The organism is Streptomyces thermoalcalitolerans (genome assembly GCF_039525155.1).
GTDB classification, from domain to species: Bacteria; Actinomycetota; Actinomycetes; order Streptomycetales; family Streptomycetaceae; genus Streptomyces; species Streptomyces thermovulgaris.
On the sequence record NZ_BAAAHG010000014.1, the window covers coordinates 19,438 to 45,350 of the forward strand.

Annotated in this window: 25 protein-coding genes; 9 read left to right on the forward strand and 16 right to left on the reverse strand. The window is 72.3% G+C overall.

Features of this window, described 5'->3' with window-relative positions:
* Positions 1-49: 49 nt before the first annotated feature.
* The 4 genes from ABD224_RS11140 to ABD224_RS11155 all read right to left on the reverse strand — a co-directional run bounded on the left by ABD224_RS11140 (position 50) and on the right by ABD224_RS11155 (position 4,568).
* Entirely contained in the window at positions 50-1,651 is a 1,602-nt protein-coding gene (locus ABD224_RS11140) for a serine hydrolase domain-containing protein (RefSeq protein WP_344049266.1), read from the reverse strand.
* Positions 1,652-1,653: 2 nt separating this feature from the next.
* Complete coding sequence (locus ABD224_RS11145) at positions 1,654-2,679, reverse strand: LLM class flavin-dependent oxidoreductase (RefSeq protein ID WP_344049267.1); 1,026 nt, start codon at positions 2,677-2,679, stop codon at positions 1,654-1,656.
* Positions 2,676-3,332: an HAD-IA family hydrolase gene (locus ABD224_RS11150; protein WP_344049268.1), complete on the reverse strand. Its 657-nt coding sequence runs from the start codon at positions 3,330-3,332 to the stop codon at positions 2,676-2,678. The genes ABD224_RS11145 and ABD224_RS11150 overlap by 4 nt, the downstream gene beginning before the upstream one ends.
* Before the next feature lie 69 nt (positions 3,333-3,401).
* Positions 3,402-4,568, reverse strand: a complete 1,167-nt coding sequence (locus ABD224_RS11155) for a DegT/DnrJ/EryC1/StrS aminotransferase family protein (protein ID WP_344049269.1) — start codon at positions 4,566-4,568, stop codon at positions 3,402-3,404.
* A 675-nt stretch (positions 4,569-5,243) separates the two neighbouring features.
* Between ABD224_RS11155 and ABD224_RS11160 the strand changes: the two genes are divergently transcribed.
* Genes ABD224_RS11160 through ABD224_RS11175 form a run of 4 tightly spaced genes read left to right on the forward strand, consistent with a single transcriptional unit; the run spans position 5,244 to position 8,781 of the window.
* The gene (locus ABD224_RS11160; RefSeq protein ID WP_344049270.1) at positions 5,244-5,510 is read left to right on the forward strand and encodes a phosphopantetheine-binding protein; all 267 of its coding nucleotides are present in this window, start codon (positions 5,244-5,246) and stop codon (positions 5,508-5,510) included.
* A 20-nt stretch (positions 5,511-5,530) separates the two neighbouring features.
* Positions 5,531-6,913, forward strand: coding sequence for an alkaline phosphatase family protein (locus tag ABD224_RS11165; protein WP_344049271.1), 1,383 nt, complete (start codon positions 5,531-5,533; stop codon positions 6,911-6,913).
* Positions 6,910-7,359 carry a type II 3-dehydroquinate dehydratase gene (locus ABD224_RS11170; RefSeq protein ID WP_344049272.1) on the forward strand — a complete coding sequence of 150 codons (450 nt, stop codon included), beginning with the start codon at positions 6,910-6,912 and terminating at the stop codon, positions 7,357-7,359. The genes ABD224_RS11165 and ABD224_RS11170 overlap by 4 nt, the downstream gene beginning before the upstream one ends.
* A 48-nt stretch (positions 7,360-7,407) precedes the next feature.
* A complete protein-coding gene (locus ABD224_RS11175) occupies positions 7,408-8,781 on the forward strand; it encodes an alkaline phosphatase family protein (protein ID WP_344049273.1) in 1,374 nt (457 codons plus the stop codon).
* A gap of 27 nt (positions 8,782-8,808) precedes the next feature.
* Here the strand turns inward: ABD224_RS11175 and ABD224_RS11180 are convergent, their stop codons facing one another.
* The 12 genes from ABD224_RS11180 to ABD224_RS11235 form a co-directional block, all read right to left on the reverse strand.
* Complete coding sequence (locus ABD224_RS11180; RefSeq protein WP_344049274.1) at positions 8,809-9,750, reverse strand: ROK family protein; 942 nt, start codon at positions 9,748-9,750, stop codon at positions 8,809-8,811.
* A 26-nt stretch (positions 9,751-9,776) separates the two neighbouring features.
* Entirely contained in the window at positions 9,777-10,181 is a 405-nt protein-coding gene (locus ABD224_RS11185; protein ID WP_344049275.1) for a VOC family protein, read from the reverse strand.
* Between the two features lie 69 nt (positions 10,182-10,250).
* Positions 10,251-10,619, reverse strand: a complete 369-nt coding sequence (locus ABD224_RS11190; RefSeq protein WP_344049276.1) for an MmcQ/YjbR family DNA-binding protein — start codon at positions 10,617-10,619, stop codon at positions 10,251-10,253.
* Between the two features lie 216 nt (positions 10,620-10,835).
* Positions 10,836-11,768, reverse strand: a complete 933-nt coding sequence (locus ABD224_RS11195) for a transglutaminase-like domain-containing protein (RefSeq protein WP_344049277.1) — start codon at positions 11,766-11,768, stop codon at positions 10,836-10,838.
* Positions 11,769-11,781: 13 nt separating this feature from the next.
* The gene (locus tag ABD224_RS11200) at positions 11,782-12,153 is read right to left on the reverse strand and encodes a hypothetical protein (RefSeq protein WP_344049278.1); all 372 of its coding nucleotides are present in this window, start codon (positions 12,151-12,153) and stop codon (positions 11,782-11,784) included.
* A 24-nt stretch (positions 12,154-12,177) separates the two neighbouring features.
* Positions 12,178-13,281 carry an LLM class flavin-dependent oxidoreductase gene (locus ABD224_RS11205; protein WP_344049279.1) on the reverse strand — a complete coding sequence of 368 codons (1,104 nt, stop codon included), beginning with the start codon at positions 13,279-13,281 and terminating at the stop codon, positions 12,178-12,180.
* Positions 13,278-14,486 (reverse strand): Gfo/Idh/MocA family protein, encoded by a 1,209-nt coding sequence (locus ABD224_RS11210; protein ID WP_344049280.1) that lies wholly within the window; start codon positions 14,484-14,486, stop codon positions 13,278-13,280. Before ABD224_RS11210 ends, ABD224_RS11205 begins: the two co-directional genes overlap by 4 nt.
* Positions 14,486-15,259, reverse strand: coding sequence for an SDR family NAD(P)-dependent oxidoreductase (locus ABD224_RS11215; protein WP_344049281.1), 774 nt, complete (start codon positions 15,257-15,259; stop codon positions 14,486-14,488). Before ABD224_RS11215 ends, ABD224_RS11210 begins: the two co-directional genes overlap by 1 nt.
* Complete coding sequence (locus ABD224_RS11220; protein WP_344049282.1) at positions 15,259-17,577, reverse strand: AMP-binding protein; 2,319 nt, start codon at positions 17,575-17,577, stop codon at positions 15,259-15,261. Before ABD224_RS11220 ends, ABD224_RS11215 begins: the two co-directional genes overlap by 1 nt.
* The gene (locus ABD224_RS11225) at positions 17,570-18,682 is read right to left on the reverse strand and encodes a radical SAM protein (protein WP_344049283.1); all 1,113 of its coding nucleotides are present in this window, start codon (positions 18,680-18,682) and stop codon (positions 17,570-17,572) included. Before ABD224_RS11225 ends, ABD224_RS11220 begins: the two co-directional genes overlap by 8 nt.
* Before the next feature lie 79 nt (positions 18,683-18,761).
* Entirely contained in the window at positions 18,762-19,628 is an 867-nt protein-coding gene (locus ABD224_RS11230) for a PIG-L deacetylase family protein (protein ID WP_344049284.1), read from the reverse strand.
* Positions 19,625-20,563 (reverse strand): glycosyltransferase family 2 protein, encoded by a 939-nt coding sequence (locus ABD224_RS11235; protein WP_344049285.1) that lies wholly within the window; start codon positions 20,561-20,563, stop codon positions 19,625-19,627. Before ABD224_RS11235 ends, ABD224_RS11230 begins: the two co-directional genes overlap by 4 nt.
* Positions 20,564-21,045: 482 nt before the next feature.
* On the opposite strand from ABD224_RS11235, the gene ABD224_RS11240 reads away from it, so the two are divergent.
* Genes ABD224_RS11240 through ABD224_RS11260 form a run of 5 tightly spaced genes read left to right on the forward strand, consistent with a single transcriptional unit; the run spans position 21,046 to position 25,850 of the window.
* Complete coding sequence (locus ABD224_RS11240) at positions 21,046-22,587, forward strand: alkaline phosphatase family protein (protein WP_344049286.1); 1,542 nt, start codon at positions 21,046-21,048, stop codon at positions 22,585-22,587.
* Between the two features lie 29 nt (positions 22,588-22,616).
* On the forward strand, positions 22,617-22,895 hold the full coding sequence (locus tag ABD224_RS11245; RefSeq protein WP_344049287.1) for an acyl carrier protein: 279 nt from the start codon (positions 22,617-22,619) through the stop codon (positions 22,893-22,895).
* A 30-nt stretch (positions 22,896-22,925) separates the two neighbouring features.
* Complete coding sequence (locus tag ABD224_RS11250; RefSeq protein WP_344049288.1) at positions 22,926-24,767, forward strand: B12-binding domain-containing radical SAM protein; 1,842 nt, start codon at positions 22,926-22,928, stop codon at positions 24,765-24,767.
* Entirely contained in the window at positions 24,754-25,608 is an 855-nt protein-coding gene (locus ABD224_RS11255; RefSeq protein WP_344049289.1) for a DUF4346 domain-containing protein, read from the forward strand. The genes ABD224_RS11250 and ABD224_RS11255 overlap by 14 nt, the downstream gene beginning before the upstream one ends.
* Positions 25,605-25,850: a phosphopantetheine-binding protein gene (locus tag ABD224_RS11260; protein ID WP_344049290.1), complete on the forward strand. Its 246-nt coding sequence runs from the start codon at positions 25,605-25,607 to the stop codon at positions 25,848-25,850. The genes ABD224_RS11255 and ABD224_RS11260 overlap by 4 nt, the downstream gene beginning before the upstream one ends.
* Positions 25,851-25,913 lie beyond the last annotated feature (63 nt).

Sequence of the window (25,913 nt, forward strand, 5' to 3'; positions counted from 1 at the left end):
GCCTTTCCGGGGTGTGGGATGCCAAAGCTGTCGACGGGTTGCTGCGGTCTCAGGTGAGCCCGAGGTCCTGGTAGACGGCGTCGGCGATCCGCAGGATGCGTTCGCGGTGCCGCTCGTGCTCCACCTTGCCGTTGAGATGGACGGCCACGGTGAGACGGGCCTCCGGGTCGGCGAAGACGACGGCGGTCCACAGCCCGTCGTGGCCGAAGGAGCGCGGGGAGGCATGGCGCGAGAAGCTTGTGTACTCGGCTCCGAGCGAGCGGGACTCGAGACGGAGACCGAAGCCCCAGTCGGCGTTTCCGTACCGGTCCGTCAGCCCGGTGCGATGACGGGCGGTGAGGGCGGCCACGGTCGTCGGCGCCAGGACACGCCCGCCGGGGGCGGTCCCGTTGTCCAGCAGCATCTCGAACAGGCGGCCGAGGTCGCTGAGGGGACCTCGGGTGTTCACTCCGGGAACGCAGCGGGTGGTGGCGCCGCGCGTCGACCAGAAGTAGGTCGGTTGTGGTATGTCGCCCAGGTTGGACACATGGATGAGCGGGAGCCGGTCGCCGTACGCGGCGTAGTCCTGGGGGGTCAGGCACACCCGGGTGCGCTCCATGCCGCAGGGGCGCAGAATCTGCTGTTCGACGTAGGAGACGTAGTCGCGGCCGTCGATGGCGGGCAGCAGACGGGCCAGCACGAACCAGGCCCACCACTGGCTGTAGTTGATGCCCGGCCGGTCCTCGGGGGACTTGAGCGGGACCCGCATGCCGAAAGCGCGCCGCAGCCGTTCCGCGTCCGGGCCCGTCACCACTCCGTGCAGCGGGTCCAGGCCCGTGGGCACCGGTCCGGTGTGGCAGAGCAACTCCATCGAGGTGATGCGGGACTTGCCCCTGGTACCGAACTCGGGCAGGTAGTGGGCGACCGGACGGTAGGGGTCGAAGTCCCCGGCCTCCCACAGCTGGCCGAGCGCGACCGACAGCAGCGGTTTGGCGCAGCAGTACCACAGGGGTGCGGACTGCGCGGTCATGGCGACGCCGGGCCGGGCCAGGCCGAGGCCGACGTCGGCCAGGACCTTCCCGTCCCAGGAGGCGTAGAACTGCGCTCCCGGGGTGGATGTGCCCACCTCGCGGCGCAGCTCCCGCAGGGTGCCGGGCAAGGTGTCGGCGGCCCGGGCAAGGCTCTCACGGTCGCTCTGGCCGCACTCGGCCCGGGCCTGCGTCCCCTCGGTCCTCGGTTCCTCCCGCGGCACGTGCCCCGGGGGTACGGCGGTGGCGGCACGCAGAGCGGCGACATGGCCGCTGCGGTCGCGTTGCAGCGCCGCGTCGATGAAGAACAGCAGACTGAAGTTGCCGGTGATGGTGACATCACCGCTCTCCAGCAGTTCCGCGCGGGGCCGTGCGGCGCCGAGCAGAAGGGTGTACGCGGCGGTGTACGGGAGGGTGATCAGCAGTCCGGGCGGATCGCCGGCCGCCGGGGCGACCGCGAGCCGGCCGTGCTCGAGGTCGACACGCACGTCGACCGTGGCGTGGACTTCGGGGGGAGGGTCGGTGACCGTCAGGCGGAGGGCGACGGTGCTGCGCCGGCCGGGGTCGGGTGCGGGGTGCAGCCCGGCGGCCAGGGACAGCCAGGCATCCGACAGATAGCCGACGGTCGCGGTGGACGCCGGCACGCCTACACCTCCTCGGTGTCCGTGCCGTGGGCCGGCGCCGGCAGCCGCGGTGCGACTTCCTCGGCGACCCGGCGCAGGCTCTCGGTCTTCGGATAATCGCGGAACCACAGGACGAACTCCGTCACCCCGGCGGCGGCATAACGCTCGGCGCGTTCGAGGACCTGCTCGACGGTCCCGTACAGACTGCGCAGGGCCAGCAGGTCGGGGTGGTGGCTCCAGAACGCCACCACGTGCGGGGAGGCGAGCCACCGGTCCCGGCTCACCTGGTCGTCGAAGACCCGGCACTCGGCCAGCAGCGCATGCCGCGTTCCGGCGGGATCCAGGCCGAGTTTCTCCCGTCGCAGCCCGAACTCCGTCACGGCGCGCGCCACTTCATCGGGTTCTCCCTGCCACTGCACGGCGGCGCACTGGCGGACCGCTGCCTCCGGCAGCAGGCCTGGGGCGTCGGGGTGGGCCGCGTCCACCCGGACCACCAGGGGCAGCCGGGACTGGACCGGGACGGGCACCGCGTGGGCTCCCGCGAGCGTGAAGGCGGTGCCGTCGACGCTGGTGCGGATGCCGGACCACAGGGACCGCAGTGCCTCGATCGTCTCGGCGAGGGCGGGCCCGGTCCCGGTCCCGGGGCGGACCGTGCCCGCGGCGACGTGCTCCGGCAGGTGCGGGGCCATGGACAGTCCCAGGGTGAAGCGGCCGCCGGAGATGATGTCGACGCCTGCCGCCTGCTTGGCGAGCAGGAGGGCGTTGCGGTGCGGCGGAGCCGCGCTGAGCAGACCCAGTCCGATGTCCGGGACGGTCGCCGCGAGGGCGCCGAGCGCGGTCCAGCACTCGGTCACCGGCTGCAGTTCCCGGCGCGGCAGGGTGTCCGTGCGGTCCTCCAGCCACAGCGTGTCGTAACCGCAGGTGCGGGCCAGCGCCGCGGTGTCGGCCAGGGTCCGCCAGGCGGCTGCTCCGTCGAACCCGGCCAGTTCGAGGTTGGTGCCCTGCGGGGCAACGATGCTGAAGCGCAAACGTGGGGCCTTGGTGCTCATCGGACCACCCCGCCGGAGACGAGCGCCAGCAGATCGGTGGGACGCTCCAGGACGAAGTCGGGGCGCTCCGCGCGCAGGGGCTCCGGAGCGGTCTCCCCCCACAACGCCGCCGCGGTGGCCGTTCCGGCGGCCCGGCCGCTCTGGATGTCGATGACGGCGTCCCCCACCATCACGGCGTCCTCGGGCCCGGCGCCGAGCCGGCGCAACACCTCGTGGACGATGTCGGGCGCGGGCTTGGAGTGCGGGACCTCGTCGCTGCCGACGACCGTGTCCAGCAGCGGGAACAGGCCCACCGCCTCGAGGACGGTGCGCGCCCGGGCGCCGGACTTCCCGGTGGCGATGCCGGTGCGGATGTCGCACTCGCGCAGCCGTTTCAGCAGCAGGGGTACGTCCGGGTACACCTCGACCTCGGCGATGAGCCGGTGGCTGGCCTCGACGAAGGGCTGCTCCATCTGCGGGGGCAGGCCCATCAGACGCATGATGTCCGGGAAGTAACGCCCTTGGTGGGTGCAGTACTCCTCGAAGGGCGGCTCTCCCTCGCCCACGACTTCCCGGTAGGCGATGGCGAACGCCTGGCGCATGACCGCGAAGCTGTCGATGAGCACCCCGTCCAGGTCGAAGACCACTGTGCCGAACTCGCGCTGAGCCGTCATCTGCTCCCCGTTCCGTGATAGGCCTGACACAAGCGCCCCCTGTGCGCGGGGGGACCGGGTCGCCACGTCTCAGGTGCGGGCCACGACCTCGGCGAGTACCTCGGCGAGCCGGTCCACGGTGGCGGCGTCGGCGAGCAGCACCCGGTGGTGCAGCCACACGCAGTCGCCGCCGATCTCCTCGGCCACCGGGCAGCGCTTGGCGATCTCCTCGACGTCGCCGGAGTGCGGGCCCTGCCAGTAGCCGGCGGTGCGGTAGACCGGGGGGAAACCGACGAACGCCGGGATGCCGTGCGCGTTCAGTGCGTCCACCACGGCAGTGCGACGCCCGGGCGTCACCCCGGGGAGCCGCATCATGGCCATGTAGTGCGACTTCACGTCGCACCGGTCGTCCCGGCCCTGCGGCACCAGACCGGGAATCCGTGAGAGTGCCGCCGTCAGCTGGCGGGAGCGCTGCTCACGCACGGCGATCTGCGCTTCCAGACGTGTCAGTTGCGCCCGCAGGACGGCCGCCGAGAACTCGTTCATGCGGTAGTTGGAGCCCTGGGTGAGGTGGGCGTAGACCCGGTCGCCCGGCGGACGACCGCAGCCGTGCCGCAGATACGCCTGCCGGTGGCTCTCCTCGTCCGGCAGCAGCAGGGCGCCGCCCTCGCCGGCCGTCATCAGCTTGCCGTTCTGGAAGCTGAACGCCGCCATCCAGCCGAACTCGCCCAAGCGGCGGCCGTGCCAGCGGGCCGCGTGTGCGTGCGCCGCGTCCTGGAGCACGGTGACTCCGGTCGCCTCGGCGAGTTGTGCCAGCGCGTCGAGATCCGCGACCTGGCCCGCCATGTGCACCGGCATGACGACCTTGGTGCGCGGGGTGATGAGCCGTGCCGTGGCCTCGATGTCGAGGCAGTAGGTGTCGGGGCGGACGTCGGCCGGCACCGGGACCGCGCCGACCCGCTGGACGGCGAGCGAGGAGGATATGAACGTGAAGGCGGGCACGATGACCTCGTCGCCGGGGCCCACGCCGAGGACGGACAGCGCCAGCTCGAGGGCGTGGGTGCCGTTGGTGGTGGCGATGGCGTACGGAGCCCCGTGCACCTCGGCGAACTCGCTCTCGAAACTGTCCACTTCGCTGCCGCCATTGCGCCACCAGCCCTCCTGGTTCAGGGCACGCAGCAGCCCCTCGCGTTCCTCGGCACCGGCTTGCGGCCAGGCGGGGAACGTCAGGACGGGCTGGGCCGGATCGGATGACATGGGCGTGCCTCTCGTCGTCTCGGTCGGTGTGCGGCGCACGGTACGGCGACGACTCCCCGGCGGCGTCCGGTCCGGCGGTGGACAGTGGACATGGGTCCCGGGCCGGGGGCGAGCCGGTCGTTCACTGCGCCGAGGCGGAGCCTCTTGGGACGTTGTTCTGACGAAGAAGTCCGGGTCGGACCCGACCCGGTCGAGCTGCGCTGACGGAAACGGGCAGACGGTGGGGGCGATCGGGGTCGCCCGACGGTCCAAATCCTGCAAGCTCCACTGAACGGCGTCAACACCGAGGCGGAAAAGGCGAGTTTCCCGCGGTCCGCACGGTTGCCTTTCTGCCACCCCCATGGCCGCCGGATTCCGGACGGAAGACCGCTGCATGCCACACCTGGACCGGTGTTCTCCGCCGTCGTGCTCGTGCCGGAGAAATGGCCGGATGCGCACCTGAACCGAAATGCGAATCCCCCTATCGTGGTGCCCCGCCAGGAAAGCCGACGATGCCCCGGTCACATTCCCCTGCCGCCTGTTCACGGTTTCCCGCAGGTCGGCGACTGTTCTGGGCCGGTCGACAGTTCGCGCCGAGGGCGGTGCCCGCACGGACACCGCTGCCGCTTCCCCCTGCCCGCCGTCCCCCGCACTCCGCTCGTCCGGTTCGCGTTTCCTCCGAAAGGACGCTCCGCCGTGGAAGAGACAAAGGCTCGGTTACGCAAAGTGCTCGTGGACTCCCTGGAACTGTCCGTCGAGCCGTCCGACGTCCCCGACCACGGGCTCGTGCAAGCGCTGGGACTGGATTCGATCAACACGATCGAGTTCCTGATCTGGGTCGAAAGTGAATTCGACGTGGAGATCGCCGACGAGGATCTCTCGATCAAGCTGATCGACGACCTCGATCTGCTCGCCGCCTACGTCAAGGACCGTATGGACCGCAGCGGCACGCCCACCGCCTGACGAACGGAGAGACAGCAGAGATGGCTGAGCGCGCCCTGGTCATCGGGCTCGACGGAATGCCGCGCACCCTGCTGACCGAGCTCGCGGCGGAGGGAACCCTGCCCCGCATCGGAGAGCTGCTGGGCGAGGGCCACTGTGCCGAGCTGCGGGCTCCGGTGCCGGAGATCAGCTCCACTTCCTGGGCCAGCTTCCTCACCGGGACCAACCCGGGCCGGCACGGCATCTTCGGCTTCACCGATCTCGTGCCCGACGAGGGCTACCGGGTCCGTTTCTCGAATCTGCTGCAGCTGCGTCAGCCCCCGCTGTGGGCGCTGACCGCTGCCGCGGGCGGCCGCACGGTGTGTCTCAATGTGCCGGGCACCTATCCCGCGCCGGTCGCCGACTGCGTCGTGGTCTCCGGATTCGTGGCACCCCGGCTGGAGAAAGCGGTCACCCCTGCCCGGCTGCTTCCGGTGCTGCGCGGCTTCGGTTACGAGCTGGACGTCGAAGTCGGCGATGCGGCCAAGGATCCCGAGGGGTTCCTCGGCCGGGCGGTACGGGCGCTGCGGGCGCGCACCGACGCCATGGAGCACCTGCTCACCCGGGAGCCCTGGAACCTGGGGGTGGCGGTCATCACCGAGACCGACCGGGTGCACCACTTCCTGTGGCGGGCTGTGACCGACCCCGCCGACCCGCTGCACGGGGCCGTACGGGACTTCTACCGGCTGGTCGACTCCTGCGTCGGCCGGCTCGTCGACCTGTGCCGGGACGAGGACGAGCTGTTCCTCGTCAGCGACCACGGCTTCGGCCCCGTCGACCGGCAGTTCTACGTCAACTCCTGGCTGCGGGAGGCCGGTCATCTGGCACCGCTGAGCGTCGCGCCCGGCCTCGCGGACGGACTCGACGCCCGCACCAGGGCCTTCGCCCTCGACCCCGCGCGGATCTACCTGCACCGCAAGAGGCGGTTTCCGGGCGGCGGGCTCACCGACTCCGAGGCGGAGGAACTGGCCGAGGAGATCGCCGATGAACTGACCGCGCTGCGCTGCGACGGGGAGCGGGTCGGCACCGATGTGGACGGGCCCCCGCTGATCTCCGCGGTGTACCGGTCCAAGGAGCTGTACCACGGTCCGCTGGCCGGCCACGCACCGGATCTGCTGGCGCTGCCCGCACCGGGCGTGCAGCTGCGCGGCGGCTGGGAGGGCACGGCCCAGGTGCGCTCCGACGCACTGACCGGCACCCACACCCGCGAGAACGCGGTGTTCTACCGGCGTGGTGCCCGTGCCCCGCAGGCGGCCGTCGGTGTGCCGCAGAAGCCGTTCGACATGGTGGACGTGGCGCCGACCGTGCTCGCCTCGATCGGTATCCGTCCGCTGGGACTCGACGGCACGGTTGTCCTCGACGTCGACGAGGAGGAACGGAAATGAGCCATGTGCTGTTGCTCAACGGCCCCAACCTCGGCACGCTCGGCACCCGCCAACCGGAGATCTACGGCACGACCACGCTGGCCCGGATCGAGGCCGAGGTGGCCCATGAGATCTCCGTCCGCGGCTGGAAGCTGGTCGCCGAACAGCGCAACGGCGAAGGAGAGTTGATCGACCTGCTCCAGCAGCACGGCGACGCGGTCGGCGCCCTGGTCAACCCCGGGGCGCTCATGATCGCCGGCTGGGGCCTGCGGGATGCGCTGGCCGACTTCGCACCGCCCTGGATCGAGGTGCACCTGTCCAACGTCTGGGCGCGCGAGAGCTTCCGCCACATGTCCGTCACGGCCCCGCTCGCCGCGGGCGTGGTCATGGGCATGGGCGCACTCGGCTATCGCGTCGCCGCCCAGGCCCTCACCCGGCTCGTGCCCTCGGCGGACGCACCGGACTGATCCGCCGCGCCCCGCCCCGACGTCCGTCCCCCAGCGAGGGAGGAATCGATGCCCCAGCCCAGCAGGGTGGCCGTGATCGGACTCGACTCGGCGACGCCGCAGCTCGTGTTCGACCGGTTCGCCGAGGACATGCCCATCCTCAGTGCCTTGCGGCAGCGCTCGCTGTGGGGCCCGATGCGCAGTGTCGACCCGCCCATCACCATGCCCGCCTGGTCGTGCATGATGTCCGGCCGCACGCCGGGCGAACTCGGGGTGTACGGCTTCCGCGACCGCGCCGCCCACGACTACGGGCCGCTCGCCTTCGCCACCTCGCACAGCATCACGGCGCCCCGGATCTGGGACGAGATGACGGCCGCGGGCCGGGACAGCGTGGTGCTGGGCGTGCCCGGCACCTACCCGCCGACCCCGATCCGCGGCGCGATGGTCTCCTGTTTCCTGGCTCCCTCGACCCGCGCCGAGTACACCTCGCCGCCCGCGCTGCGTGACGAGCTGGAGAAGCTGACCGGCGGCTACATGCTCGACGTGGAGAACTTCCGCTCGCCCGAGCTGGAACGGGTCTCCCAGCAGATCTTCGACATGAGCGAACAGCGCTTCCGGGTGGCCCGGCACCTGGCCACCCGTCAGGACTGGGAGTTCCTGTCCTTCGTCGACATGGGCCCGGACCGGCTGCACCACGGCTTCTGGAAGTACTGCGACCCGGAGCACCCCCGCCATGAGCCGGGCAACCCCTACGAGAACATGTTCCGCGACTACTACCGTGCGCTGGACCGGCACATCGGCGACTTCCTGGAGTGCCTGCCGGAGAACACCTCCGTCCTGGTGGTCTCCGATCACGGGGCCCAGCCCATGGTCGGCGGGCTGTTCATCAACGAGTGGCTGCGGCGCATGGGGCTGCTCGTCCTGGCGAAGGAACCGGACGGGCCGACGCCGATGGCCAAGGCGCACGTCGACTGGAAACGGACCACGGCATGGGCGGAGGGCGGCTACTACGGCCGGATCTTCCTCAATGTGGAGGGCCGTGAGCCGGAAGGCGTGGTACCGGCACGGGAGTACGACGACACCCTGGACCACATCGCGAGAGCGCTGGAGCAGCTGCCCGACGACCAGGGCAATCCCATGGGCACCCGGGCCCTGCGCCCCCAGCAGCTCTATCCGGAGGTCAACGGCATCGCCCCCGACCTGCTGGTCTACGTGGGCAATCTGCGCTGGCGCGCGCTGGCCACCCTGGGCATGGGGAAGGGGCTGTACACCACCGAGAACGACACCGGTCCCGACCACGCCAACCACGGCGACACCGGGATCTTCGTCCTCCACTCCCCCGGCGTCGATCCGGGCCGGGTGGACGGTCTGTCGCTGTACGACGTGGCTCCCGCGCTGCGGGAGCTGCTGGGCCTGCCGGGAGGCGGACGGCTGCCCGGGTGAGGCGGAGGGAAGGGCCCGGGCCGCCCGTCAGGGTGACGGCCGGCCGACACGGGAGCCGGCCCGTCGCATCGTCCCTCCGGTGCGGGCCAGCAGGACGGCTCCGTACAGGGAGGCATCGGCGCCGTGGGCGGCGCGGCGGATCTCGGGAGGGGCGACACCGGTGCGGGTCAGCCGCCGGACCTCCGCGCGCATGCGACCGAGCAGGCCCGGTGTGCCGTGGCCGAAGCCGCCGCCTATGCGGACCTGGCGGCACTGGAGGAGTTCGCCGAGGTTGACGGCGGCGACCGCCAGCGCCGCCGCCGTCTGCCGCAGCGGGCCAGTGGCCCAGGGATGTCCCTCGGCGAGCCCGGTGCGAAAGGACGCCGCGTCCACAGGGGCGCCGCGCAGGGCGGCGGCCCGGGCAAGGGTCGCAGTGCCGGAGGCCACGGCCTGGAGGCAGCCGGCCCGCCCGCAGACGCAGGCGGCGCCACCCGGATCGATCACCATGTGCCCGATCTCGGCGGCGCCGCCGAACGGTCCGGTGTGCAGCCGCCCGCCGAGGACGATGCCGCCGCCCACTCCGGTGCCCAGCCCCAGATAGGCCAGGTCGGGCACGCCGGTGCGAGCGGCCTCCGCCAGGGCGGCCAGGTTTCCGTCGTCCTCGTGGAGCACGGGGACTCCCGGCAGCACCCGCCGCAGCAGCGCATCGAGGCGCAGCCCGGTCCAGCTCGGCCGGGAGGGCCAGGCGGTGATCCTGCCCTCCCGCACGGTGGCCGGCAGCGCGAGACCGGCCGCCCGTATCCCGGCGATCCCCCCGCAGCCGGCCTCGGCCGCGATCCGGGACACCGCCGAGGCGAGCGCGTCCAGATCGTCGTCGGCGCCGCCGTGCCGGGGCCAGGTGAACCTGAGCCGTACCGGAGGCGCGGAGCCGGACCGCTCCAGAAGCAGCGCGACCTTCGTGCCGCCGATGTCGATCCCGAGGTAGGACATCGCCCGGCTCCCACGGTGGCGGACGGTCAGCCGGCCAGCGGTGCGAACAGGTCGACCGCGGTGCCGTCGGGGTCGAGGACAACGGCGTAGCGCTGGCCCCAGACGGCGTCCCAGGGCGCGATGTGCCCGACGTAGCCCGCGTCGACCAGTTCGGCGTACTTCGCGTCGACAGCCTGCGCGTCGGGGAACTCGAAGGCGACCGCGAACCGGTGGCCGCCGGTGGGCGCCTTCCACTCGGGGTCGTAGCTGCGGACCGTCTCCACGGTGTCCCAGGCAAGCCGCACTCCGCCGGGCAGCACCGTCTCGACGTGCGGCTGCGTGTCGGCCTCGGCGGGGATGTCCAGCCCGAGGCGGCGGTAGAACGCCAGGGCCTTGGACATGTCGTCGACGACGATTCCGAAGAGGGACAGCTTGGGGGCAGGAACTGCCATGAGTGGTGCTCTTTCCTTTGCGCTTGGGTGTGCTCGGGTGAATCGGGTGGGCGCGGGCCGTCCCGGCGGTCAGCCGCGCTGAAGCCGCAGGCGCTCACGCACCGCCTTCGGCAGGCCGGACACCACACGGTCGTAGGAGTGCTCCACCATCTCCTTGATCTCGGGCGCCGGGACGGTGGAGTCGAGCAGGACCGTGTTCCAGTGCCGCTTGTTGACGTGGTAGCCGGGCCTCACCGCGGAGTACTGGTCGCGCAGGTGCAGCGCGAGGTCGGGCTCGCACTTCAGAGTGACCTGCGCGGGCCTTTCGTCCGTGGCGTCCTGAAGGATGGCGAACACCTTGCCCTCGACCTTGAACACCGTGGCGCCGGGGCCGAAGGCCTCGTCATCCGTGGCGCTCGGCAGCTCCAGGGCGAAGTCCGACAGTTCTTCAGGGGTCATGCCCGTCCTCTCGTCACGGAGCAGGTCGGTGGCGTACCGGGACACACGCGGCCGGCGGAGTCCGGCACTCCGGTGGCGTTCGCCAGCCTAGGTCTTCTCCGCGGCCATCGCGCCCAACGCGCCCGTGGTCCGGGCACGATGGCCGAAAAATGCCGATACGGCGCCGGGAGTGCCGCGATCCGCCCCTCGGGACGCCGCCGCACCCGGTGGCTCCGCTCAGCCGGCTCGTTCCGTCGGCAGTGACACCTGCGCCCAGATGCCGCCGTGGCTCACCACCTTGGTGAAGCGGTCGGTGAGCCGGTGGAAGAGGGCGCCGGGGGTCTCGTCGGGAGGGAAGGCGTCCGGGTCCAGTCCGCCCCACTGGTTCAGCGCCCGGACGAGGAGCGGGTCGACCGGCATCCAGACCCCGTCGACGCGGAACTCCGCCCAGCAGTGCGGGGTGGAGTACGGGGGGGCCACCAGCAGGCCGAAGGAGAACCGGCTCTCCAGACCACGCCGGCCGCCCTCGTGGACCAGCCAGGCCGCGGCGCCCCCGCAGTCCGACATGCGGGTGCGCCACATGAACTCCAGGTCCCAGCGCACCGCCTCGGGCAAGAGGAAGAACCCGATGTCCGCCACCTCCTGGAGCAGCTCCTTCAAAGCGGGTGGAAATCGGGGCCAGTCCCGGAGGGCGGGGGCCACCTGGAGGTCCCCGAGCCGGGCCTCTGCCGCGGGTCCCACGACCTGACGCCGCCGGCCGCCGAGCAGGACGCCGTAGCGGCAGGGGCCGGGGTGGCCCGGAGCCGGGCAGGAGGAGATCACCTGGACACGATGGCCCGGCGCCTGGTCGAGCGCGGTGCGCCAGGCCTTGGCCCACGCGCGCATGGACCGCCTCTGCACCGAGAGCCTGCCCAGGTGCAGGGCCGCGTTGCCGAGGTCGTAGGCGTCGTAGAGCCGTTCGTCGCCCGCGCCGACGTGCGGGACGCCGGCGGCGGTGAGTGCGGCCAGTAGCTCGGGGCGGATGCCGTGCACACGGCGGGCCTGCGCGGGCGTGACCGAAAAGCGCCGCTGCCGGTCGGGAACCTGGCGCAGGCGCCGCACCAGCTCCTCGACGCGCTCGGGTTCGGGGAGCTGCCGCCGGCGCGGCTCGCTGCTGACGGACGTCACCATGAGGCGCCCTCGGTCAGTCGATGTAGCCGAGGGCTTCGAGACGGCGGGCCACCTCGTCCTCCTCGTCGGGGCTGTAGGGAGCCGCGGGTGCCGGCGGCAGTCCGTGCCGCTCCAGCTCCCGCAGAAGGCGGTCCAGCGGATCGGGCTCGCCGGGCGGAACGACGATCGGCTCGGCGTCGCGCGGTCCGCCGGTCACCTCGACGACGAGGCCGGCGGCGTCCGGGCCGAGGGCGGCGCGCAGCGCGGCGGGCACCGCCGGGCCGGTCAGGACGGTCGCCCGGGCGCCGCGCTGCGCGACGACGTCGGTGAGGCGCCGGGCGAGCGCCCGGCAGGCGGCGGTGTCGCCGTCGGCGAATCCGATCAGGACACCGTCGCGTTCGGTCATGGAGGTCAAAGCTGGTCCCTGGGGTCAGGAGACGGCGACGCTCGGCTCGGCCGTCTCAAGGGGCTGGTACGGGGAGAACGCGGCCAGTCGCGGCATGACGCCTCGGGCGAACAGCTCCATGGAGCCGATCGCCTCGTCGCCGGTGATGTCACCGAAGACGAACTCGCCGAAGAGGGTGTTGAAATGCCCCTCGCGGGCGGCTTCGGCGAGGCGGTCGGCGACGGTGCGCGGAGAGCCGACGAAGATCAGGTTGTGGTCCATCAGAAAGCGGAAGTCGCGGCAGCCGGCAAGGATGTCGGCGGTGCTCAGGCCGCTCGCCGGGGCAGGCCGGTCGGTCGAGCGGCGCACCGCGCCGTAGCGCAGGGTCTCGACGAAGGTGCGGGTCGCCTGCCCGGCCGCCCGGGCCTCGGCCTCGGCATCCGTCTCGGCCACGTGCACCAGGCTCCAGTAGCCGATGTTCGGCACACCCGGTTGCCCCTCCTTGCGCCACCAGTCGACGTAGTGGCGGTAGACGACGCCCAGGGCCGCCCGCGGCACGATCATGGTCGAGCAGGTGTGGCCTCCAGTCCTCGCCAGGTAGCGCAGGGTCGCGCGGTCCGTGGTGGGGATCCACAGGGGCGGGTGGGGACTCTGCTCGGAGCCGAACGACAGGGTGACGTCGCGCAGTCGGTGCACCGGCCCGTCGAAGTCGAATGCGCCCTTGCTCGTGAACGCGGTGCGCAGCAGGTCGGCGCACTCCCGGGTGCGCTCCTTGCGGTCGGCGAAGTCGGCGCCGAAAGGCCTGAACGGCTGATCGCTGACTCCGGAGGCCAGCCCCACCTCGAGCCGGCCGCCGAGCAGCTGGTCGAGGGTGGCGGCCTGCTCCACGATGTGCAGCGGATGCTGCAGCGGCGGCACCCAGCCCATCGGACCCACCCGGATGCGCTCGGTGCGCAACGCCGCGCCGGTGCAGAACACCGTGGGCGAGGGCATCCAGCTCTCCTCGGGGGTGCAGTGGTGCTCGACGGAGAAGGCGTAGTCGAAGCCGAGCCGGTCCGCCGCCTCGAGCTCCTTCCACAGCTCCTCGTACCGCTGACGGACGGTGAGGTTCTCCCGTCCCCATACGTGGGTGAAGTACGCGAATCTCATGGGGCACTCCAGGTTTCCGGGGTCGCCGGGGAAGGGCCGGTGCGGCCGGCCGCCGCGTAGAGCCGTTCGATGCAGTGGGCGAGTACGCCGATCTCGGCGAGCGAGCCGCCGTCCGTCCCGGTCGTGGAGGGCGCGGGGCGGGTCAGCCGCCGGGCGAGGTCGTCGACGAGGCGTGCGTATTCGATGCCGACGGGCTCGTCGGGCAGCGGTACCACGGTGCGTTCGCCGCGTCGCAGCACGGTCAGCGAGGAGCGCGGGACGCGGTGCGGGCTGAAGCCGAAGGTGCCGCGCAGGACGGCGACGCCCTTGGTGCCCTCGACGGTGAGGGTGGTGCTGTCGACCGCCTGGTGCGAGGCCCAGCGCGCCTGGATGGAGACGGCCACGCCGGTGTCGGTGAGCAGGAACCCGCGCGCGGTGTCCTCCACGGGGTCGCCCGCCGTGTGGGCCGGAGTGCCGCGGTTCCGGCCGCGTGGGCTCCAGTCGGCGGTGGCATCGGCGTCCCCGATCCAGTCGCCGGAGACGGCCCCCAGAGCGTCCGTCACCCCGGGCCGGCCGAGCAGGTCGAGACCGACGTCCAGCAGATGCCAGCCGAGGTCGAGCAGGGCGCCGCCGCCGGCCAGCCGGCGGTCGGTGAACCAGCCGTCGCGCTGCGGGATCCCGGACGCCCGGGTCCAGTCGAGGCCGAGGGCGCGCAGGTCGCCGAGCGAGGGCAGCAGCGCCGCGAGCGCCTGGACGTCGGCGCGATGGCGGGCCGCGCTCCCGGCGTACACGCCCGCACCGCCCCGGGCGGCAGCGGCCAGGGCCCGGGCCTCGGCGGTGGTGCGGCAGACCGGTTTCTCCACGAACACCGGAACACCGCGGCCGAGCAGGGTGCGGGCGACGGGCACATGGAGGTGGTTGGGCAGGGCGACGACGGCGAAGTCCAGGGGCAGGCCGAGGAGGTCGTCCGGGTCGGTGCCGACGACGATGTCGCGTCCGGGCGGTACCAGGGCGCGGGCCACGGCCGGGTCGGCGTCCACGAGCGCCGTCACCTCGAACGCGGGGTGCGCCTCGAGCAGCGGCACCCAGACCGTGCGCGAAACCCAGCCCGCGCCGAGGACGGCCGTGCGCAGACGCGGCGCACCGGCCGCGCGCGGCCGGGAACGCCCGGCGTCCACGGCGGGGCCGGAGGGTGCGTGGGCCGTGCCGGACATCGAACCGGACATCAAAAGCGTGCACCGCCGTCCACGACGAGGGTGGCGCCGTTCACGTACGAGGCCGCCGGGGAGAGCAGGAACGAGACCGCCGCGGCGACCTCGTCCGGTTCACCGAGCCGCCCGGCGCCGATGAACCTCAGGACGAGGTCGCGCTCCTCGGGCGAGAAGTCCATGACCTCGGCCCGGATGGCGCCCGGTGCCACCACGTTGACCGTGATGCCGTGCTTTCCGACCTCGCCGGCGAGCGAGGCGGCCCACGGCTGCAGGGCACCCTTGGTCGCCGCGTACGCGCTGTGCCCGGGCAGGCCGCTGGTGCCGGCCCGGGAGCCGAAGAGGACGATACGGCCGTAGCGGGCGCGCATCATCGGCTTCAGACAGGCCTTGGCGAGGTTGACCGAGCCGGCCAGGTTGACGTCGAGCAGTCCGGCCAGGGTGCCGCTGTCGGTGGCCATGGCGAGGCGCCGGGTGCGCAGTCCGGCGGCGGCGACGAGGCCGTCGATCCGGCCGAACCGGTCGAGGGCGACCGAGACAAGCCGGGCCGGGCCGCCCGGCGCCGACAGGTCGGCCCGGACGGGCACGAGCGTGCCCCCGGCCTCCTCGACCTGGGCGGCGAGCTTGCCCACCCGGTCCTCGCCGCTGTGGTAGCCGGCCACCACGGCGGCGCCGAGCCCGGCAAGATGGCGGGCGCAAGCGCTGCCGATGGTCCCGGACGCTCCGGAGATCACGACGACTCGGCCGCGCTGTCCCATGGTTTCGGCGATACGGACGAGGGGATCGCCCATCAGTCGGCCTCCTTGGCTAGGACGAGATGGCAGGGGGAGCCTTCGAAGTGCAGATCGCGGACGAGGTCCGCGCCCGCATCGGCCAGGGCGGCGGTGAACGCCGCGAGGGTGGGCCAGCGGATGCCGCCGTGCGTGAGCCAGTCCAGCGCCAGTTCGGCACCCTCACCCGGCTCGCCGTCGGGGGTGCCGGAGGGCAGGAAGACGTCGTCGACCAGGAGCAGACCGCCGGGCTTCAGGGTCCGCAGCAGCGGCACGAGGCGGGCGCCGCCGGCGGGGTCGTGGACGCTGTTGGCGATGACGCAGACGTCGGCGTCGCCGTGCGGCAGCTCGGGCCCGGTCGTGACCCGGCCCTCGGCGACGGCCGCGCGCACCGCTTCGCACACCGGGCCCGCGAGCCGACCGGTCTGCCACAGGTGACCGGTGGCCGTGGGATCGGCGGTGAGCAGCCGCTCCAGGTAACGGCCGGGTCCGGCGCTGACCTCCACCAGGCGGGCGCCGGGGCGCGGCCGGACCAGCCGCAGCCCGACGGCGGTGCGGGCGCGGGCGGAGGGACCGCTCATGGCCCCCTGGTAGACACGTACCAACTCGGCGTCGTGCGGGCGCTGTTCGAACGGCCGGTGGTGCACCCCCGTCCGTGCCACGGCGGCCAGCGCCTCCCGGCTCACCAGATCGCGGGAGAGTCTTTTCTCCAGCTCCACGAAGGCGGCGAGTTCGCCGGCGGGAACCGCGGGGCCGTCGGGTTCGGGGGCGGTGGAGAGCAGGCCGAGGGCCGCAGCGGTGTCCAGCAGCAGCTCCAGCGCTCTCGAGTCGCAGCCGAGTTCGGTGCTGAGGTCGGCGAGTTCGGCGCCCCGGGCCAGGGCGTCCAGGGCACCGAGATCGTGGAGCGCGAAGAGCAGCTCGGACGCCTTGTAGGCACGGGCGGCCCGCAGTGCGCGCGGGGTGAAGCGGTAGCGGACGGGGGCGGCGGCCTTGCCGGTGGCGGTCCTCGGCAGGGCGGTGCGCAGCACGAAGGTGTCGGGAACCTTGTAGGGGGCGAGGTGCCGGGCCGCGTGGTCGCGCAGTTCCTCCTCGCCGGTCGTGTCGTCGGTCACGACGACCTCGGCGACCAGTCCGTCCTCGCCCTCGTGGGACCGGCGCCGGGCGGCGACCCGTACGTCCTGCACGCCGCTGTGGGCGCGCAGCACCGACTCGACCTCCAGCGGAGCCACCCAGCGGGCGCCGCGCCGGACGGCGGTGCCCTCGCGGCCGAGGATGCGCCAGTGGCCCTGCTCGGGCACGGCCAGGTCGCCGGTGTCGTGCCAGTCGGGCAGCACGTCGGTGCGGATCTGGAGGATTCCGGGACCGTCCGCTGTCACGGCACGGGTGGTGCGGTCCAGGAGACGGACGTCGACCCCGGGCAGGGGGGCACCCACGCACAGCGGCGGCAGCCCGGCCGGGCCGGAGAGGACCGCGCCGAGTTCGGTGGAACCGTAGTTGCGGGAGAGCCCCACGCCATAGGCCTCGCGGAACAGCGCGTCGAGCGGACCGTCGACCGGTCCCGCGCCCACCATGGCGATCCGCAGCCGGGGGGCCGGCGGGGCCGCTTCGGGTCCGGCGCGGCGGGCGCGCAGCCGCTGCCGGGTGGCCAGCAGCCGTGCGGTGGCGGGCACCAGGGCGACGACGGTGGCCCCGGCGGCGAGTGCGCGCATCGTCTCGCCGAGTCCGGTGGGCGGTACGGGCCTCAGGCCGGCCCCGGTGAGCAGCGCGCCGCACATCCAGCCGAGGGCGTATGCGTGCGCCAGCGGTACGGGCAGCAGCAGGACATCCTCTGCGGTGAGGCCGACGCCGTCGCGGTAGCGGCGGGCCTCGGACAGCCAGCTCGCCTCGGGGCGCCAGACCAGCTTGGGGGCGCCCGTGGAGCCCGAGGTGGGCAGCAGGTCGCCGGGGCCGTCGTCGGCAGGAGTGCCCGGGGTGCCGTCGAGCCGGGGCGGCCGGCCGGGCCCGTCGGCGGGCGACAGCACCCGGCCGCCGCCGGCCAGCTCCAGCAGTCTGCGGACCTCGGGGCCGGGGGTGTCGGGCGCCACGGGCAGCGGCCGGGCGCCCGCGGCGAGCAGGCCGAGGAAGTGCACCACCCAGCCGGGTCCGTTGGGCAGCCGGAGCGCCACCGCCTCGCCCTCGGCCCCCTGGGCCTTGAGGGCGTCGGCGATCCGCTGCGCCTCGGCCGGCAGTTCGGCCGCGGTGCACCCGGGCAGGATCTCGGTGTCCGGGGCGAGGCGCCCGACGGCGTCCAGGAGGGTGTCCGGAAGCGCCTTCGGGCCCCGCTCGCTGCCCTCAGTCATGGCGGCTCGCCAGGTAGTCGGCCTTGGCGCGCTCGATCATGCCTCGGATCCGGGGCGGGGCGTACGTGGGGGCGGCACACAGTTCGTCGAGGGTGATCTCGTCCTCGAAGTACATGGAGAGCGTGTCCCAGGGGGTGAAGCAGCCATGGCAGGCCCCCAGCCTCGGCCTGGGCGCCAGGAGGGCCTGGTAGAGGCCGCTGGAGCCGAGCCGGTCGAGCAGCTGCTCGGCCTCGTCCCCGAGGATGTTGCCCATGTCCGAGAACCAGATGTTGGGGCAGGGGGTGACGACGCCGTCGCTGAAGCTGGAGACGACCAGCCGGGGCAGATGGCACCGGAAGGTGCGCCTGCCCTCGCGGTAGAAGCTGAGCAGCCGGTCGAAGTAGGCGCGTGGCGGCAGGACCCGGCTGAACTCGTCGTAGCGCTCGGCGAGTTCCTCGACGTGGTGGATCTGGTCGCGGCGGACCGCGAACCTCTTGGCGTCGGGGCCGCGGACCGGGAAGGGGAAAAAGGTGGGCGCGGTGTCGAAGGAGGCGAGCCAGCCGGCGAAGTCGGACAGCTCGCCGACGCTGCGGTCGTTGAGGACGCCGTAGATCTCCACCGGCAGGCCGGATTCGAGGATCCGGCTGACGGCCCGGATCACCTTGGCGTGCAGCGACTCCGACTGCACGCGGTAGCTGTTGCCCGGATAGAGGTGGCTGTCCAGGGAGACCTGGAGGACGACGTTGCCCCAGGACCTCATGCGTGCGAGGTGTTCGTCGGTGACGAGCACGCCGTTGGTCTGGACGACGAGGACCTCGTACCGGGAGGACTGCTTCTGAAGGAAGTCCATGATGCCGCGGACCAGGAAGATCTCACCGCCGGTGACCTTCAGCAGCGGCAGGTCGAAGCGGTCGCCGAGCCGGTCGGCGACGGTGTCGAGGCGTCGGCCGAGGCCCGAGTCCGGGGAGTAGTCGTCGCGCCTGGGCGGGTCGAAGATGAGCTTGAGGGAGTGGCCCTCCTTGAGGTTGCTCTGCCCGGTCAGGCAGTAGGTGCAACTGAGGTTGCAGGAGTCCTCGTTGATGACCAGGTCGTTGCCGATCAGCGGCAGCGGGGCGAGGGGCGGCATCTGCGGGTCCTTTCACGGTCGTCCGACGGAGCACGTGCGCGCGGTCGTGCGCGGGGCCGGGCACCGGACCGGCGGACCGCTAGGGGCCGCCCGGCTCGGCGCCCAGCCAGTGACGGTCGGCGTACGGCGTCCCCGCCTGCGCTCCATGGGCGCGGGCCCGGGCCAGCAGGGCCCGGCGCAGCCCGTCCGCCCCTCCGAACAAGGCCTCGGCCTGGCTGGTGTAGCGCAGGGCGGCGGCCAGCCAGCGCTCGACCTCGGCGTCGGTGAGGGGCTGGCACCGGGCTGCGAGGCCGTTGTGGTCCCGGCTGCGCAGGAGGTAGGGGAAGTCCTCGTACCAGGCGGTGCCGGGCACGGCGAGGAGCTCCACGGCGGCCCGGGACACCACGTGGTCGACATGCCGGCCGGCGGCCAAGGGGCCGTGCACCCGGGTGCCGGGCGGGCACAGTGGACGCAGGGAGTCCCGGATCGCGCCAGGCAGATCGTCGTCGTCCGGGTGGCGCGCGGCGAAGACCCGGGGTGCCGAGCGGTAGCGGTACCGGCCGTTCGTGGTGCGCAGCGCGGCGTCGGTGAAGCCGAGCGAGACGTGCTCGACACCGAGTTCGCCGAGCGCGGCACGGTCCTCATGGCGCCGGACCGCGGGCCGGGCGACGTACCGCCAGGCGTCGGGGTCGTCGGGCGGGGGCGAGCCGGGGGCCGAAGGGTGGCGGCGCAGCAGGGGGCGGGCCTGCCGCCGGGTTCCGTACGGGCCGGCCGCGTCCGGTGCCTCCTCCGGACCGGAGCCGGATGCCGGCGCGGCCCCCGGCTCCGGTCCGTCGAAGACCGTGACCACCGTGACCGGGATCCCCCGCGCGACCCAGCGGGCGAGCCGGCCGCCGAGGGACCACACCGCGTCGTCCGGGTGCGGGGAGACCACCAGATGGGCGCGGGCCTCGCGCTGCGCGCTCATCGGGCGCCGGCCGGCCGGACCCCGGCCGCCTCGGCCCGGACGGCGGCCACATAGCGCTCCGGATCCCCGTCGGGGCCGAGCAGGGCGGTCAGGGCGCGTACTCCGGGCAGGGGATGCAGCATCGCGAATCGCTCCATGTTTCGTCCGTGCTGGTGCCAGCGGCCCGGCCGGGCGTGGCTGAGATGGATGCCGTACGCCTCGGGCACCAGGGCACGCCGCAGTCCCTCGGCGTGCAGCCGCACCCCGAACTCGATGTCCTCGCACCCCCAGTTGTGCCCGAACTCTTCGTCGAACCCGCCCACGGAACGCCAGATCTCGCGTTCGACGGCCGAGTTGGCGCCGACGAAGCCGAGCCAGGCGGCGACGTCCGGCAGGGTTCCCGCGTCCATCGCCTCGACGGCACGTTCCAGGGCGTTCGCCATCGTGCGGCGCAGGGGATCCCGGCCACGGGCGTCCGGAGCGGATCCGGTCAGTTCGGCGGCGGTCCGCTGGATCTCGGGCCAGGGTGCGTCCGCCAGTTCCGTCAGCAGCCTTTCTGCCGTGGGGAGTTCGCGCATCCGGCCGTGCAGGAACACCCCGGGCCGGGCGGCGTCGGCGTACGCCCGCAGGAAGTGAGGGCCGACGACGACATCGGCATCGAGGAAGACCAGCCAGGCGGCCTCGGTCGCGTCGGCACCGGTGTTGCGGACGGCCGCCCGCCCCCGTCCGGGACCGGGCACCACGCGCAGCGGCAGCCGGTCATGTGCCTCGGCGAAGACATCGGCGAGCGCCGCACGCCCCTCGGGCGCACTGTCGTCGACCACGATCACCTCATGGGCGGGTGCGTCGGTCTGGGCTGCGAGACAGGCGAGCGTCAGGCGCAGCCGCCGGTGGTCGCCCCGGGTGGGGACCACCACCGCCAGGGTGAGCGGAGCGGATGGCAGGGGCGGGGGCATGATCGGCCTTTCCGTCGGCAGGAAATCAGCGCCGTTCGGGAAAACCCGAAGCGCAGGAAATCAGGCGGGTGCGCTGCGGAGATCTGCGTCAACGACAGAGGAAGGCACGGGATGGCACCGGGCCGTCCGCGAAGAGCCCTCCCGGGAAGGCTCCATCGACGATGCCGGGGAAGTCAACCGGGCATGTGCACTTTCGGAAAGGCTGCCTGATCAAAAACGTGTACGGACGCCGGATAGATCATCTCGGGAGATTTGTTTTGGCCATAACGGCACGGAAGCCGATCCCTGTCCGGCACGTACAGAAGGGGCTGTTCATGCGCGCCGTCGGCCGCCCCGCACCGAACGGCGGAAGACGGGCTGAACGGCGCCCGATCCTTGGTTTTCGGTCAAGGTGTCCCGGACAAAGGGCTTTCGCAGAATGCCGGACTGCTTCAGTGTTACGGTCAGGCCCGTTCGCCGGCGACACCGCTGGAGGCAATCACGTGCCACCTTCGCCGCTCGCCCTCGTCATCGGAATCGACGGGGGTACATTCGATCTCATCGACCCCCTGGTGGGACGGGGGCTGCTCCCGAACATCGAAAGTCTCCTGACCGCCTCGGCCAGCAGCAGGACCACCTGCACCTGGCCGGCCCACACCGCTCCCGGCTGGTCCACCTTCGTCAGCGCGGCGGCCCCCGGCAACCACGGCATCTACCAGTTCTACGACACCCAGGACTCCGGCTACGGCGCCCGGATCACCCAGTCCGGCGACCTGGGGCGGTCCTCGGCATGGGACTGGCTCGCGGCACAGTCGTACACGCTCGGGCTCATCAACATCCCGATGTCACACCCGCCGGCCGACCTGCCCGGTTACCAGATCACCTGGCCCCTGGAGCGTACCCTGCGGCACTGCCGCCCCGACTCGCTGCTGCGCGAACTCGCCAGGGCCCGGGCGCACTTCCAGTCCGACCTCGCCACGATGTTCCGCGGGGACATGGGCTATCTGGACCAGGCCGAGCGCAATGTCGAGGCCCGGATCCGGTCCGTGCGGCATCTGATGACCACCCGTCCCACGGACGTCGTCATGGTCGTCCTGACCGAAGCCGACCGGGTCGGACACCACTACTGGCACTACGAGGACACGGGGCATCCCCGGCATGAGAACGCCCCGGCGGACAGCGGCTGGGAGCGGGCCCTCACCCGGATCCACCAGGCACTGGACACCGCGGTGGGCGAACTGCTGGCGCTGGTGGACGAGGACACCGTGGTGACGCTCGTCTCCGACCACGGTCTGGGCCGGGGCCGGTACGCGTTCGCCGTGCACCAGGTGCTCGAGGAAGCGGGCCTGCTCGCCACCGAGCCCGGCGAGGGGCCTGCCGAGGGCGCCGCGAGCTGGTTCGCCGACGGCGGACGACGGGTGGACTTCTCCCGGACGGCCGTCTACATGCCGGTCCCCGGCTCCTACGGCCTCAACCTCAATCTCAAGGCGCGGCAGCACCGGGGCACCGTCGCCCCCCGGGACCGGGACCGGGTCACCGCGGAGGTGGCCGCCCTGCTCGGCACACTGAAGGGACCCACGGGCGATCCGGTCTTCCAGGCGGTCCTGCCCCGGCAGGAGGCCTATCCGGGGGGCAACAGCGAGCGCGCGCCCGACCTGCTGCTGGTCCCGGCGGACGAGTCCGTGCTTCCGGTCACCTCGCTGACCGGCCCGCTGTGGACTCCCAGTGCCCAGAGCGGGCTCCACCGGCACGAGGGCATCTGGGCGCAGCGCTCACCGCGTGTCCGCCCCGGCCGGCTGCCCGGCACGATCCCGCTGACCGACGCGATGCCCACACTGCTGGCGGACCTCGGGGCCGCCTGGCCGCCGGACGTCGACGGCCGCCCGCGCACCGAGGTGTTCACCGAGGACGTGCCGGTTCCCGCAACGGACCGGTGCCTGGCCCCGCGGGGTACCCCGTCCGCGCCCGGCCCGGCGGACGCGACACAGGAGGCGAGCGAGGACGAGTACACCAGCAGCCGGCTGCGCGAGATGGGCTACCTGTGAGCGACCACCGACACGAAGGGATGCGCGACATGGAACCGGAGGAGACCAAGGCCCGGCTGCGCAAGGTGCTCGTCGACTCCCTCGAACTGTCCCTCGAGCCGTCCGAGGTCCCCGACAAAGGGCTCGTCCGGACGCTGGGACTGGATTCGATCAACACCATCGAGTTCCTGATCTGGGTGGAGAGCGAGTTCGGCGTGGAGATCGCCGACGAGGACCTCTCGATCAAGCTGATCGACGATCTCGACCTGCTCGCCGAGTACGTCAACAGCCGAGCGCAGAAGGGCGAGCCCGCCAACGAACCGGCCTGAGCGCCTGGGCCCCGCCTCCTGGGAGAGCCGATGATTCAGGACGTCACCCTCGAAACTCGCAGTCCCCGGCGGAAACCGGGAGAGTTCGAGCTCTCGCTGGATCCCCGCATCACCGATCCCGCCTCGTTCAAGGTCAGCTTCCTCATCCTGCTGGACGGCGATCTCGTGATGTCGCCGGAGCACCTCGGCGTCGCCTACATGGCCAGTGTGCTGCGGCACGTCGGCTTCACCGCCGAGATCCGGGAAGTGGAGCACGGCGACGAGCACCACGCGGCGGCCGTCGCCCATCTGCGGGAGTACCGGCCGGATCTGGTGTGCTTCACGCTGATGAGCCTGAATGTGACCAGTTGCGTCAGCCTGTGCCGTCGGCTGCGCGAGGCCCTGCCGGACACCCCGATCGTCTGCGGCGGCCCGGCCGGTACGTTCGCCGGCAAGGACGTGCTGCGCAACAACCCGTACGCGGACATCGTCGCCGTCGGCGAGGGCGAGCCCACGATTCTCGACCTCGCCCAGCGGCTCTGCCTCAAGGAGCCGCTGACCGACTGCCCCGGCATCTGCTACCGGGACGAGAAGGGCGACATCCACCAGAACCCGGCCCGGCCCCTCATCCACGACCTGGAGGTGCTGCCCTTCCCGGCCCGGGACCAGCTCAGCCAGCACGGCAACAAACTGGAGTACGTGCGGATCAGCACCAGCCGCGGCTGCGTCGCCAACTGCGCCTTCTGCTCGGCACCCCATCTGAAGAACCGGGTGCAGGCCGGCAAGGCGTGGCGCGGACGCGGGCCCGAGCAGATCGTCGAGGAGATCGCGCAGATCGTCGAGCGGCACAACTTCCGCACTTTCGACTTCGTGGACTCCACCTTCGAGGACCCCGACGGCGGCCGGGTCGGCAAGAAGCGGATCGCCGCCATCGCCCAGGGCATCCTCGACCGCGGGCTGGAGATCTACTACAACGTCTGCATGCGGGCCGAGAACTGGCACGACACTCCCGAGGACCACGCGCTGCTCGACCTGCTCACCGCCTCCGGCCTGGAGAAGGTGAACGTCGGCATCGAGGCGGGCACCGCCGAGGAACTCCGGCTGTGGGAGAAGCGCGCCACGGTCGAGGACAACATCACCATCATCCGGATGCTGCGCGAGCACGGCATCTACCTGGCGATGGGCTTCATCCCGTTCCATCCGTACGCAACCGTCGACACCCTGACGGCCAACGCCCGGTTCCTGCGCGACCACGCCGGGCACAACCTGCGCCGGATGACGGAACGGCTGGAGATCTACCCGGGTACGACGATCGTGCGCCGCCTGGAGGCCGACGACCTGCTCGACCACAGCTACTACGACAACCTCGACCCGTACGGCTACTCCTTCGCGGACGAGAGGGTCGGGCTGCTGGCCAAGCATTTCGCGCGGCTCTACAACAACGAGGACTACCACCAGCGCGGGGTCATCACCGAGCAGTCCGCGGTGTTCGAGTTCGAGACCTACAACGTGGTCCTGCAGACCTTCATCTCCCGGCTGCAGCGCCGCTTCCGCAAGCTGCCCGGCGTGGAGGAGGTGATGGAGGAGTTCAAGGAGCGGGTGCACGCCATCCGCCAGGAGATGGGACAGTTCAACTACGCCTTCTTCATGGCGAACCTCGAAGCGGTGCTGAACGACTCGCTGGACGCCGACAAGCAGGAGCGCCAGGTCGTGGAGGTCGAGCAGTACTTCCGCGCCCGGCTCGACCAACTGCGCTCGGAACAGCTGCGGGTGGGCAAGCGGCTCACCCGGCTCGGGGCCCGGGTGAACGAGATCAGCTCCACGCTGCCACCGGTGCGTCCGGGCGGCCTGCCGCGCACGTACACCGGCGAGGGCACCGGTGCCACGTGGTGAACGGGCCCGGGAGGGCGAGGTCGCGGTCTGCAGTCTGAGCAGCCGGGAGCTGGTGGAACCCCTCTCCGCGCTGCCGGGTGTGGCACTGGCCGGCACGCTGATGACGGCCAACCTCGGAATCGAGGAGCTGCTGCGCACCCTCGCGCGCCGGCCCGCGATCCGGGGGCTGGTCGTCTGCGGCCGGGACTCGCCGTGCTTCCTCCCCGGACAGAGCCTGCTGGCCCTCTTCCGGGACGGAGTCGATCCCGAGCGCCGCAGCATCATCGGGGCAGCGGGCTACATGCCCCTGCTCCGCTCCGTCCCGCTGCACGAGGTGGAGCGGCTGCGCGCCCGGGTGGAGGTCGTGGACGCCCGCGGGGAGTGCGATCCGCTGGTGGTCGGCGACATCGTGCAGAAGCTGCGGGCCCGCCTCTGCTCCGCCCCCCGGCCGGCTCCGGACGGCCGGACGACCGCGGAGGACGGCCCGTGCGCCCCGGCCCCGTGCTTTCGCCGGTTGCGGGCCGGCGGCAGGCGCGTGGGGCTCAGCCGGGTGCTGGACGGGTTCGTGGTGATCAGCCTGGACCGGCGGGCCCGGCGGATCGTCCTGCGGCACTACGACGACGACCTGACGCCTCGGCACGAGATGACCGGTGTCCGGGCGGAGTCCATGCTGCTGGGGCTGCTGCGTGCCGGGGTGATCACCGACCCGGCCCATGCCGGCTACCTCGGCGGCGAACTGACCAAGGCCGAGACCGCCCTGCGCCTCGGTCTCCCCTACGTCCAGGATGTGCCGCTGCGCGCACCGGGCCGTCCCGGGAACGCCGTGCTGCCGGTGCACGAGCGAGAGGAGCCCCAGCCGTGACCGACGCACCGCCCGCCCGACCGAGCATGGCGGAGTTCCTGACCGCCGTCGTGACGGGGCTCGGGCTGGAGGGTACGGAACTCGATCCGGACGTCCCCCTGGGCTCCCAGGTCTCCGCGGAGTCCGTCCGTATGATCGAACTGGCCATCCTCCTGGAGGAGGAACTCGGCCTGGACCTCCCGCCCGACCTGGATCTGCGCATGTGCAGCCCCCGGGAGCTGTACGGGGCCCTGACGGGCTGACGGCCGAAACACCCGGCCCGTAAGCAGCGCGGCCTCGCCGGGTGCCCATCACGCCCGGCGGAG

Bases quoted from the DNA above. Each gene is read 5' to 3' on its own strand.
- ABD224_RS11145 (WP_344049267.1), bottom strand. From the start codon at position 2,679: ATGAGCACCAAGGCCCCACGTTTGCGCTTCAGCATCGTTGCCCCGCAG.
- ABD224_RS11150 (WP_344049268.1), bottom strand. From the start codon at position 3,332: ATGACGGCTCAGCGCGAGTTCGGCACAGTGGTCTTCGACCTGGACGGG.
- ABD224_RS11155 (WP_344049269.1), bottom strand. From the start codon at position 4,568: ATGTCATCCGATCCGGCCCAGCCCGTCCTGACGTTCCCCGCCTGGCCG.
- ABD224_RS11165 (WP_344049271.1), top strand. From the start codon at position 5,531: ATGGCTGAGCGCGCCCTGGTCATCGGGCTCGACGGAATGCCGCGCACC.
- ABD224_RS11170 (WP_344049272.1), top strand. From the start codon at position 6,910: ATGAGCCATGTGCTGTTGCTCAACGGCCCCAACCTCGGCACGCTCGGC.
- ABD224_RS11175 (WP_344049273.1), top strand. From the start codon at position 7,408: ATGCCCCAGCCCAGCAGGGTGGCCGTGATCGGACTCGACTCGGCGACG.
- ABD224_RS11180 (WP_344049274.1), bottom strand. From the start codon at position 9,750: ATGTCCTACCTCGGGATCGACATCGGCGGCACGAAGGTCGCGCTGCTT.
- ABD224_RS11185 (WP_344049275.1), bottom strand. From the start codon at position 10,181: ATGGCAGTTCCTGCCCCCAAGCTGTCCCTCTTCGGAATCGTCGTCGAC.
- ABD224_RS11190 (WP_344049276.1), bottom strand. From the start codon at position 10,619: ATGACCCCTGAAGAACTGTCGGACTTCGCCCTGGAGCTGCCGAGCGCC.
- ABD224_RS11195 (WP_344049277.1), bottom strand. From the start codon at position 11,768: ATGGTGACGTCCGTCAGCAGCGAGCCGCGCCGGCGGCAGCTCCCCGAA.
- ABD224_RS11200 (WP_344049278.1), bottom strand. From the start codon at position 12,153: ATGACCGAACGCGACGGTGTCCTGATCGGATTCGCCGACGGCGACACC.
- ABD224_RS11205 (WP_344049279.1), bottom strand. From the start codon at position 13,281: ATGAGATTCGCGTACTTCACCCACGTATGGGGACGGGAGAACCTCACC.
- ABD224_RS11210 (WP_344049280.1), bottom strand. From the start codon at position 14,486: ATGTCCGGTTCGATGTCCGGCACGGCCCACGCACCCTCCGGCCCCGCC.
- ABD224_RS11215 (WP_344049281.1), bottom strand. From the start codon at position 15,259: ATGGGCGATCCCCTCGTCCGTATCGCCGAAACCATGGGACAGCGCGGC.
- ABD224_RS11220 (WP_344049282.1), bottom strand. From the start codon at position 17,577: ATGACTGAGGGCAGCGAGCGGGGCCCGAAGGCGCTTCCGGACACCCTC.
- ABD224_RS11225 (WP_344049283.1), bottom strand. From the start codon at position 18,682: ATGCCGCCCCTCGCCCCGCTGCCGCTGATCGGCAACGACCTGGTCATC.
- ABD224_RS11230 (WP_344049284.1), bottom strand. From the start codon at position 19,628: ATGAGCGCGCAGCGCGAGGCCCGCGCCCATCTGGTGGTCTCCCCGCAC.
- ABD224_RS11235 (WP_344049285.1), bottom strand. From the start codon at position 20,563: ATGCCCCCGCCCCTGCCATCCGCTCCGCTCACCCTGGCGGTGGTGGTC.
- ABD224_RS11245 (WP_344049287.1), top strand. From the start codon at position 22,617: ATGGAACCGGAGGAGACCAAGGCCCGGCTGCGCAAGGTGCTCGTCGAC.
- ABD224_RS11250 (WP_344049288.1), top strand. From the start codon at position 22,926: ATGATTCAGGACGTCACCCTCGAAACTCGCAGTCCCCGGCGGAAACCG.